The following is an 8,641-nucleotide window of genomic DNA, read 5'->3' as shown; positions in this document are numbered from 1 at the left end:
GCCCGCACCCCGCGCGGCCGGATCGCCACACCGGCGGCATGGGAGCACCTCGGCCTCGTCCCGTCCGGCTCCCGAGCTGCCGGAAACGGACAAGGGGATCTGTTCGGGGCGTGAGGAGGGCGGCATTGGCCACGCCAGGAACCCCGGTGCCATGCTGGGCGTTGTTCCCTGCGCGCGGACTCGCCTAGACTCCGCCGATGCCACGCCTTGTCGGCGGCATCACATACCCCCAACCATCAGGCCGTTCACCATCGCGGTCGTGTGAAGGAAGTCCGACCCGTGAGTCTCCTGACCCTCCTCCCGTTCATTGTGCTCATCGGGGCCATGTTCCTGATGACCCGGTCGGCCAAGAAGAAGCAGCAACAGGCCATCGATATGCGGAACCAGATGCAGCCGGGTTCCGGTGTCCGCACGATCGGGGGCATGTATGCCACGGTGAAGGAGGTCAGTGACGACACGGTCCTCCTCGACGCCGGACCCGGCGTGGACCTGCTGTTCGCGAAGAACTCCATTGGTGCCGTACTGACGGACGAGGAGTACAACCACATCGTTCACGGCATCGAGCACGACCTGAAGTCCGACACCGATGTCGTCCCCGACGACGCTTCCTCTCTCACCGAGACCGACGACTCCGCCGCCGCCTCCGACGACGCGCCGGTCGATTTCGGCAAGAAGGACACGGCCGACGCGGCTGACACGGCCGATGCGTCCGCCGACACCGCCGACACCGCCGACACCGCCGACGCCGCCGACGCCGAGCCGGCCGATGCCGGCACCGACGCCGCCGGCAAGGCGAAGACGGACGAGCAGGCGAAGACGGACGAGCAGGCGAAGAAGTCCGACGGCGGTTCCGAGGCGAAGTAGTCGTGTCCCGGGGTGCGCGGGCAGCACGGCCCGCGCACCCCGGGACATGCCCGGCTCGCGCGGAATCCCGAGACCATGTCATGGCCGCCCGCCCGTCGACCGGGCGCGAGGTGGCCCGAGAGGGAGTACGAGAAGGTGGCAGCACTCAAAAAGGGATCCAACGCGAGCGCCACAAGCAAGCCGTGGCGCTCGCTGGCCCTGATTCTGATCGCCATGATGGCGCTCACCGGAGGGATGTTCGCCTCCGGACACAACACTCCGCGTCTGGGTATCGACCTAGCAGGCGGCACCAGCATCACGCTGGCGGCCGTCCCCGAGGCCGGTCAGGAATCCGCGATCAACCCGACCAATATGGCGACCGCGGTCTCCATCATGGAGCGTCGCGTGAACGGTCTCGGTGTCTCCGAGGCCGAGGTTCAGACGCAGAGTGATCGTAACATTATCGTCAACATTCCCAAGGGCACCAACTCCGAACAGGCCCGGGAACAGGTCGGCACCACCGCCAAGCTCTACTTCCGTCCGGTCGTGGCCACCGAACTCGCCGCGGGCGGTGCCGCTCCCACGCCGAGCGGCACCGGTAACACCTCCGCAGAGGGCGGCAAGGTCACCGACGGCGCGAGCCAAAAGGCCACGGACAAGACCACCGACGAGGGGTCCCCGTCCGCCTCCACCAGCCCGTCGGCCGCCACCACCACCCAGGGCCGTGCGGTCACCGAGGTCCTGAAGGCCGACACCACCCCGTCCGCGACCCCCACCGGTTCGGTCAAGGCCACTCCCTCCCCCTCCACGACGGACGGCGCCTCCGAGGCGGACAGCAAGCTCCAGGCCCAGTACGCCGCGCTCGACTGCACCAAGGCCGACGTCCGCGCCTCCGCCGGTGACGGGACCAAGGCCACCGACTCGACCGTGGCCTGCGGCCAGAACTCGCAGGGGCAGTGGCAGAAGTACATCCTCGGCCCCGCCGCCGTCGACGGCACGGACGTCGACCAGGCCAAGGCGGTCCTCAACACGCAGACCGGTGCCGGCTGGACCGTCACCATGGACTTCACGGACAAGGGCAGCAAGAAGTTCGCCGACATCACCGGCAAGCTGGCGCAGAACCCGTCCCCGCAGAACCAGTTCGCCATCGTCCTGGACGGCGAGGTCGTCTCCGACCCGTACGTCAGCCAGGCCCTCACCGGCGGCAATGCGGAGATCTCCGGCAACTTCACTCAGAAGTCGTCCGAGGAACTCGCCAACATGCTGTCCTACGGCGCCCTCCCCCTGACGTTCCGCGAGGACAGCGTCACCACCGTCACCGCCGCACTCGGCGGAGACCAGCTGCACGCCGGCCTGATCGCCGGCGCGATCGGCCTCGCCCTGGTCGTCCTGTACCTGCTGGTCTACTACCGCGGTCTGTCCTTCATCGCCGTCGCCTCGCTGCTGGTGTCCGCGTCCCTCACCTACGTGATCATGGCGCTGCTCGGCCCGACCATCGGCTTCGCGCTGAACCTGCCGGCCGTCTGCGGAGCCATCGTCGCCATCGGCATCACGGCGGACTCGTTCATCGTGTACTTCGAACGGGTGCGGGACGAGATCCGTGAGGGCCGCCCCCTGCGCACCGCCGTGGAGCGTGCCTGGCCGCGTGCCCGGCGCACCATCCTGGTCTCCGACTTCGTCTCCTTCCTCGCCGCCGCGGTGCTCTTCGTCGTCACCGTCGGCAAGGTCCAGGGCTTCGCGTTCACGCTCGGTCTGACCACGGTGCTCGACGTCGTGGTGGTGTTCCTGTTCACCAAGCCGCTGCTGACGCTGATGGCCCGCCGGAAGTTCTTCGCGAGCGGTCACAAGTGGTCCGGCCTGGATCCGAAGGCCCTCGGGGCGAAGCCCCCGCTGCGCCGCACTCGCCGCCACTCCGCCCCCTCCCAGACGAAGGAGGCGTGAGAGATGTCGAAGCTCGGTAGTCTCGGCGCCCGGCTGCACCACGGTGAGGTCGGCTACGACTTCATCAAGAACCGCAAGATCTGGTACGGCATCTCCATTCTGATCACCGTCCTGGCCATCGTCGGCCTGGCGGTGCGCGGCCTCCACATGGGCATCGAGTTCCAGGGCGGAGCGGTCTTCACCACCCCGAAGAACATGAGTGCCTCGGTCGCCCAGGCCGAGAAGTATGCGGAAGAGGCCTCCGGCCACGACGCCATCGTCCAGAAGCTCGGCGACGGCAGCCTGCGCATCCAGATCGCGGCCATCGACACCAGCATCTCGGACAAGATCAAGACGGAGCTCTCCAAGGATCTGAAGGTCGGCGCGGAGCAGATCAACGCGGACCTGGTCGGTCCCAGCTGGGGCGAGCAGATCGCCAACAAGGCATGGCAGGGCCTCGGCATCTTCCTGTTCCTGGTCGTGATCTATCTGGCGATCGCCTTCGAGTGGCGCATGGCGATCGCCGCGTTCGTCGCGCTGATCCACGACCTCACCATCACCGTCGGCGTCTACGCCCTCGTGGGCTTCGAGGTCACACCGGGTACGGTGATCGGTCTGCTGACCATCCTCGGCTATTCGCTCTACGACACGGTCGTGGTGTTCGACAGCCTCAAGGAACAGACCAAGGACATCACCAAGCAGTCCCGCTGGACCTACAGCGAGATCGCCAACCGCTCCATCAACAGCACCCTGGTCCGTTCCGTCAACACCACGGTGGTCGCGCTGCTGCCGGTGGGGGCCCTGCTGTTCATCGGTGGCGGTGTCCTCGGCGCCGGCATGCTGAACGACATCTCGCTGTCCCTGTTCGTCGGCCTCGCCGCCGGTGCGTACTCGTCGATCTTCATCGCCACTCCGCTCGTCGCCGACCTCAAGGAGCTCGAGCCTCCGATGCGGTCCCTGAAGAAGCGCGTCCTGGCCAAGCGCGCCCTGGGCACCGACACGGACGACGAGCCGAGCGACGTCCGGGTGCCCGACGACGGCCACGACGACGGGCCGGACGACGCCGCTGCCGCTGTCGTCGGCCCACGCGACCAGTCCGTGTCCCGCGGCCGCGGCCGCGGCCGACCCTCGGGAAAGCGCCGATGACCGAACTCACCGATGTCTCCGCACTACTGTTGAGCCGCATCCGGGACGTGCCGGACCACCCGGAGCCGGGTGTGCTGTTCAAGGACATCACCCCGCTCCTGGCGGACCCGGCGGCGTTCATCGCGCTCAGTGATGCCCTCGCACAGATCGCCGGCCGCACCGGCGCCACCAAGGTCGTCGGCCTGGAGGCACGCGGCTTCATCCTCGGCGCCCCGGTCGCCGTCCGCGCGGGCCTCGGCTTCATCCCCGTGCGCAAGGCGGGCAAGCTCCCCGGAGCCACCCTCAGCCAGGCGTACGACCTGGAGTACGGCTCCGCCGAGATCGAGGTGCACGCCGAGGACCTCACCGCCGCCGACCGCGTCCTGGTGATCGACGACGTGCTCGCCACCGGCGGCACCGCCGAGGCGTCGGTCCAGCTCATCCGCAGGGCGGGCGCCGATGTCGCGGGCCTCGCCGTACTGATGGAGCTCGGCTTCCTCGGCGGCCGGGCGCGCGTGGAACCGGCCCTGGCCGGCGCCCCGCTGGAGGCGCTGCTCACGCTCTGACGAGCGCCGAGGGACACCGTCCCACCAGCGACGCAGCGCGCCGGACGGGCATGGCTGACACCGCGCGGGCGGGCACCGGGGGAATCCGGTGCCCGCCCCGCGCGTTTCAAGGGTGAACAATCCGCACACCGGTCCGAAGGAGATCCGCAGGCACGGGATGGCTACCATGGGGGCTCCGGAACCTGATCTGGGGACCCGTGATCGCGTACGAGGAGTCCTCTTGGCAGACGAGGCCCAGCACCTGACCGCAGGCAAGCCCGAGTCCGGCTCGGCTGCCGCGGCCAAGCCCGCGCCGAGCACACCCCACGCGAAGAACGACCCGCGCGGGCCGGTCCAGCACGCCCAGGCCGCCGTGGAAAAGCCCGAGCAACCGCGTCCCAAGCCGTCCCCCACTCCCGACTCCGCTCGAGCGGGGGGACCCCAGCGCTCCGCCCCCGTGGTCCGCCCGAACAGCGGGCAGCCCGCCCGCTCCGGCTCCTCCAACCGCGTCCGCGCCCGCCTGGCCCGGCTCGGGGTCCAGCGCGCCAACCCGTACAACCCGGTGCTGGAGCCGCTGCTGCGGATAGTGCGCGGCAACGACCCCAAGATCGAGAACGCCACCCTCCGCCAGATCGAGAGCGCCTACCAGGTCGCCGAGCGCTGGCACCGCGGCCAGAAACGCAAGAGCGGCGACCCGTACATCACGCACCCGCTCGCCGTCACCACCATCCTCGCCGAGCTGGGCATGGACCCGGCCACCCTGATGGCCGGCCTGCTGCACGACACGGTGGAGGACACCGAGTACGGCCTGGAACAGCTCCGCCGCGACTTCGGCGACACCGTCGCCCTGCTGGTCGACGGCGTCACCAAGCTGGACAAGGTCAAGTTCGGCGAGGCCGCGCAGGCCGAGACCGTGCGCAAGATGGTCGTCGCCATGGCCAAGGACCCCCGGGTCCTGGTCATCAAGCTCGCCGACCGCCTGCACAACATGCGCACCATGCGCTACCTCAAGCGCGAGAAGCAGGAGAAGAAGGCGCGCGAGACCCTGGAGATCTACGCGCCGCTCGCCCACCGGCTGGGCATGAACACCATCAAGTGGGAGCTGGAGGACCTCGCCTTCGCGATCCTCTACCCCAAGATGTACGACGAGATCGTCCGTCTGGTCGCCGAACGCGCCCCCAAGCGCGACGAGTACCTGGCGATCGTCACCGACGAGGTCCAGCAGGACCTGCGCGCGGCCCGCATCAAGGCGACCGTCACCGGCCGCCCCAAGCACTACTACAGCGTCTACCAGAAGATGATCGTCCGCGGCCGGGACTTCGCGGAGATCTACGACCTGGTGGGTATCCGCGTCCTCGTGGACACCGTCCGCGACTGCTACGCGGCACTCGGCACGGTGCACGCGCGGTGGAATCCGGTCCCCGGCCGGTTCAAGGACTACATCGCGATGCCCAAGTTCAACATGTACCAGTCGCTGCACACGACGGTCATCGGCCCCGGCGGCAAGCCCGTCGAGCTGCAGATCCGCACGTTCGACATGCACCGCCGCGCCGAGTACGGCATCGCCGCGCACTGGAAGTACAAGCAGGAGGCCGTCGCCGGCGCCTCGAAGGTGCGCACCGACGTCGCCCCCGGCAAGACAGGCAAGGACTCGGCCGCCGTCAACGACATGGCGTGGCTGCGGCAGCTCCTCGACTGGCAGAAGGAGACCGAGGACCCCGGCGAGTTCCTCGAGTCCCTGCGCTTCGACCTGTCCCGCAACGAGGTCTTCGTCTTCACCCCCAAGGGCGACGTCATCGCGCTCCCCGCGGGCGCCACCCCGGTGGACTTCGCGTACGCCGTCCACACCGAGGTCGGCCACCGCACCATAGGAGCACGGGTCAACGGCCGGCTCGTCCCGCTCGAGTCGACCCTGGACAACGGCGACCTGGTGGAGGTCTTCACCTCCAAGGCGGCCGGCGCGGGCCCCTCCCGGGACTGGCTCGGTTTCGTCAAGTCGCCGCGCGCCCGCAACAAGATCCGCGCCTGGTTCTCCAAGGAGCGACGCGACGAGGCGATCGAGCAGGGCAAGGACGCCATCGTCCGCGCGATGCGCAAGCAGAACCTGCCGATCCAGCGCATCCTCACCGGCGACTCACTGGTCACCCTCGCGCACGAGATGCGCTACTCGGACATCTCCGCGCTGTACGCGGCGATCGGCGAGGGCCATGTCGCCGCGCAGAACATCGTCCAGAAGCTGGTGCAGGCCCTCGGCGGCGAGGAGGCGGCCACCGAGGAGATCGACGAGTCGGTGCCGCCGGCCCGCGGACGGGGCCGCAAGCGCCGCTCCAACGCTGATCCCGGGGTCGTCGTCAAGGGCGTCGACGACGTCTGGGTCAAGCTGGCCCGCTGCTGCACACCGGTCCCCGGCGACCCGATCATCGGCTTCGTCACCCGCGGCAGCGGCGTCTCCGTCCACCGCAGCGACTGCGTGAACGTCGACTCGCTGTCCCGTGAGCCCGAGCGCATCCTCGAGGTCGAGTGGGCGCCCACCCAGTCCTCGGTGTTCCTGGTCGCCATCCAGGTCGAGGCCCTGGACCGCTCCCGGCTGCTGTCGGACGTCACACGCGTGCTGTCCGACCAGCACGTCAACATCCTCTCCGCGGCTGTCCAGACCTCCCGCGACCGCGTCGCCACCTCCCGCTTCACCTTCGAGATGGGCGACCCGAAGCACCTCGGGCACGTCCTGAAGGCCGTACGGGGCGTGGAGGGCGTCTACGACGTGTACAGGGTGACCTCGGCCCGCAACCGGACGTAGACCGGCCACAGCGCACGACCAGCACGACAGAGGGCCCCCGTACACGCGGTACGGGGGCCCTCTGTCGTGCTGGTGTCAGCCGCCGAACTCCTGCAGACCCTTCAAGGCCTGGTCCAGGAGCGCCCGGCGGCCCTCCAGCTCCCGCTCGAGCTTCTGGGCCCTGGCGTCGTTGCCCTGCGCCCGTGCCTGCTCGATCTGGCCCTTCAGCTTGTCCGCGGCTGCCTGGAGCTGGCCGGTCAGACCCTCGGCACGCGCGCGTGCCTCCGGGTTGGTCCGGCGCCACTCGGCCTCCTCGGCCTCCTGCATGGCCCGCTCCACGGTGTGCATCCGGCCCTCGACCTTCGGCCGGGCGTCCCGCGGCACATGGCCGATGGCCTCCCACCGCTCGTTGAGCGAGCGGAACGCGGCGCGGGCGGTCTTCAGGTCCGTGATCGGCAGGAGTTTCTCGGCCTCCCCGGCCAGCTCCTCCTTGAGCTTGAGGTTCTCCGTCTGCTCCGCGTCACGCTCGGCGAAGACCGAGCCGCGGGCGGCGAAGAAGACGTCCTGGGCGCCGCGGAAGCGGTTCCACAGATCTTCCTCGTGCTCGCGCTGGGCGCGGCCCGCGGCCTTCCACTCCGACATCAGGTCCCGGTAGCGCGCCGCCGTCGCACCCCAGTCCGTCGATTTCGACAGCCCCTCGGCCTCGGCGACCAGACGTTCCTTGGTCTTGTGGGCCTCCTCGCGCTGCGCGTCCAGGTGCGCGAAGTGCTGCTTGCGCCGCTTGGAGAACGCCGACCGCGCGTGCGAGAAGCGGTGCCACAGCTCGTCGTCGGACTTGCGGTCCAGCCGCGGCAGGCCCTTCCAGGTGTCCACCAGCGCCCGCAGCCGCTCACCGGCCGCCCGCCACTGGTCCGAGCCCGCCAGCTCCTCCGCCTCGGCGACCAGCGCCTCCTTGGCATGGCGCGCCTCGTCGGACTGCTTCGCCCGCTGCGCCCTGCGCTCCTCGCGCCGGGTGCCCACCAGCTCCACGAGCTTGTCCAGCCGCACCCGCAGGGCAGCCAGGTCACCGACCGCGTGATGGGCGTCGACCTGCTCCCGCAGGTGCCCGATCGCCGCCATGGCGTCCTTCGAGGACAGGTCGGTTGTCTTCACCCGCTTCTCGAGGAGGCCGATCTCGACAACCAGGCCCTCGTACTTGCGCTCGAAGTAGGCCAGAGCCTCCTCGGGGGAGCCCGCCTGCCAGGAACCGACGACCTGCTCTCCGTCGGCCGTACGCACGTACACGGTCCCCGTCTCGTCGACGCGGCCCCACGGGTCGCTGCTCACAGCGCCTCCTCCACATGATGCCTGCGGAGGGCTCTGCTGCCCCCGGGCATCGTCCACAGTTTTCGTCACGGCCAATCTAGGCGACCGGCGGGATGCTGTCCGCATC

General features: G+C 69.4%; 6 protein-coding genes and 1 pseudogene. 6 read left to right on the top strand and 1 reads right to left on the bottom strand.

The window, feature by feature from the left end; translation table 11 throughout:
- From ACFPZI_RS16110 to ACFPZI_RS16085, 6 genes and pseudogenes are all read left to right on the top strand, one after another.
- Positions 1–114, top strand: a pseudogene (locus ACFPZI_RS16110) (Holliday junction branch migration DNA helicase RuvB); the annotation flags it as partial.
- 165 nt (positions 115–279) lie between these two features.
- On the top strand, positions 280–864 hold the full coding sequence (gene yajC, locus ACFPZI_RS16105) for a preprotein translocase subunit YajC (RefSeq protein ID WP_381363606.1): 585 nt from the start codon (positions 280–282) through the stop codon (positions 862–864).
- A gap of 135 nt (positions 865–999) precedes the next feature.
- Positions 1,000–2,784: a protein translocase subunit SecD gene (gene secD / locus ACFPZI_RS16100; protein WP_381363604.1), complete on the top strand. Its 1,785-nt coding sequence runs from the start codon at positions 1,000–1,002 to the stop codon at positions 2,782–2,784.
- Positions 2,785–2,787: 3 nt separating this feature from the next.
- The gene (gene secF, locus ACFPZI_RS16095; RefSeq protein ID WP_381363602.1) at positions 2,788–3,909 is read left to right on the top strand and encodes a protein translocase subunit SecF; all 1,122 of its coding nucleotides are present in this window, start codon (positions 2,788–2,790) and stop codon (positions 3,907–3,909) included.
- On the top strand, positions 3,906–4,454 hold the full coding sequence (locus tag ACFPZI_RS16090) for an adenine phosphoribosyltransferase (RefSeq protein WP_381363601.1): 549 nt from the start codon (positions 3,906–3,908) through the stop codon (positions 4,452–4,454). Before secF ends, ACFPZI_RS16090 begins: the two co-directional genes overlap by 4 nt.
- A 220-nt stretch (positions 4,455–4,674) precedes the next feature.
- Positions 4,675–7,230 (top strand): RelA/SpoT family protein, encoded by a 2,556-nt coding sequence (locus ACFPZI_RS16085; protein WP_381363599.1) that lies wholly within the window; start codon positions 4,675–4,677, stop codon positions 7,228–7,230.
- 75 nt (positions 7,231–7,305) lie between these two features.
- On the opposite strand, the gene ACFPZI_RS16080 is transcribed toward ACFPZI_RS16085, so the two are convergent.
- Positions 7,306–8,535 (bottom strand): DUF349 domain-containing protein, encoded by a 1,230-nt coding sequence (locus ACFPZI_RS16080; protein WP_381363597.1) that lies wholly within the window; start codon positions 8,533–8,535, stop codon positions 7,306–7,308.
- Positions 8,536–8,641 lie beyond the last annotated feature (106 nt).

This window comes from Streptomyces chlorus (assembly GCF_042655885.1).
In the GTDB taxonomy this organism is placed as follows: domain Bacteria; phylum Actinomycetota; class Actinomycetes; order Streptomycetales; family Streptomycetaceae; genus Streptomyces; species Streptomyces chlorus.
This window is presented reverse-complemented; position numbering and strand designations above follow the sequence as displayed.